We start from the raw sequence: 1,699 nt of genomic DNA on the forward strand, positions 1-1,699 counted from the left end.
TCGTCGCAGGGCGGTAGAAACCCAGAACGGGATTGAAACAAAACCAACACGGTCGCCGCGAAGGACCTTCAGCGGTCGCAGGGCGGTAGAAACCCAGAACGGGATTGAAACTCTGCCCGGACCCCGACGCACTCGCCCTCGAGTCCGGTCGCAGGGCGGTAGAAACCCAGAACGGGATTGAAACCCGTCATCGTCCGAATGGGGCGCTGATACCAACTAGTCGCAGGGCGGTAGAAACCCAGAACGGGATTGAAACACCGTCGCTCAATATGCACACGACTTTCTGCGGCTGTCGCAGGGCGGTAGAAACCCAGAACGGGATTGAAACAGGTTGCCCATTGGTGAGCGTGTCATAGAAAGCGTCACGTGCGAAGCAGCAGGGTGCGCGAAGTGTGTCCAACACAAGCGCAACCCTGCAAGACATAGCTTCGGTAGACGACTTCTTGAATGTCGCGGCCACCGAGACAGTACCGCTGTTCGAACACCTTGAGTTCGAGTTTCTACTGGAATACGACGTGTTCGCCCCCTCGAAGCGGGGGCGAACACGAGTTCACCAGCCACCAGACCTCTTTCGCGGCTTTCTGCACTGCTACTACAAAGACACCTACGGCACACGTCCAGTTACACGAGAACTCCAGCACGGCCTCGTCTGGTACTACTGCGGACTCGACAAACCACCGTCTAGAGACACGATTGACCGGTTTCTTACCGACCTCGAACACGTCGTCGACGAGATCTTCGAGAGACTCGTCGAGCAGGCCGCTGCCCGCGGCCTGCTCGACTCGACGTACTCCATCGATTCGACGCACATCGAGGCGATCCAGTACAACGACGCTGCCTCATGGAACTACGATCCAACTGCCGAGGAGTACTACTACGGCTTCGGCTGTACGATCGTTTCAACCGGCGCAAAGATCCCGATAGCAGCGGAGTTCACACAGGCCAAACAAGCAGACCAAGAGACGGCGATGCGCGTCACACGTGACGCGCTCGCCGTCGACACACCGACCTGGATGCTTGGAGACAGCGCCTACGACATCCTCGATTGGCACGACTACCTGCTGACCGCAGGAGTCGTGCCAATCGCTCCATACAATCCGCGAAACACTGACGACCCGAAAGACATCGAATACAGAGTCGAAGACCGGATCGAGAAACACAGCGAGGACGTTCAGCTGAAACAATCCATCTTGGAAGAGACGTACAACAACCGGACAGGGGTCGAACGAACCAACGATGCAGTCAAGGACTGCGGCCTCGGGCACGTCCGCGCCCGAGGCCGCGTCCACGCACGAACAGAAGTGTTTGTTGCGCTGTGTCTTCGGATCGTCATTGCAATCACCAACTACGAGCGAGGACACGATCCAGGACGTGAGAAGCTCAAGCTATGAGTTGGATTCTATGACACGCTCCATTGGTTGCTGCTCTTTGGCGAACGCGTCGCAGGGCGGTAGAAACCCAGAACGGGATTGAAACCCGGGATCGCGGCTGCACGGAGGGACTGAGATGACCGGTCGCAGGGCGGTAGAAACCCAGAACGGGATTGAAACCGCCGATCTCGTAGCCGTCGCCGACGTCGTAGACGCGTCGCAGGGCGGTAGAAACCCAGAACGGGATTGAAACCGGATGGTGGTCGGCGGGGCGATGACCGAGGGCAACGTCGCAGGGCGGTAGAAACCCAGAACGGGATTGAAACAGT

Annotated in this window: 1 protein-coding gene and 1 CRISPR repeat array; the gene reads left to right on the top strand. The window is 58.1% G+C overall.

All coding sequences use genetic code 11. The annotated features are described in order from the left end of the window. The first annotated feature begins 2 nt into the window (after window positions 1–2). A CRISPR array of direct repeats spans window positions 3–329; the repeat unit is 37 nt; unit sequence GTCGCAGGGCGGTAGAAACCCAGAACGGGATTGAAAC. 63 nt (window positions 330–392) lie between these two features. After that, window positions 393–1,391 carry a transposase gene (locus tag BSG09_RS16690; protein WP_092935115.1) on the top strand — a complete coding sequence of 333 codons (999 nt, stop codon included), beginning with the start codon at window positions 393–395 and terminating at the stop codon, window positions 1,389–1,391. Window positions 1,392–1,699: the final 308 nt, after the last annotated feature.

Source organism: Natrinema hispanicum (assembly GCF_900111485.1).
GTDB classification, from domain to species: domain Archaea; phylum Halobacteriota; class Halobacteria; order Halobacteriales; family Natrialbaceae; genus Natrinema; species Natrinema hispanicum_A.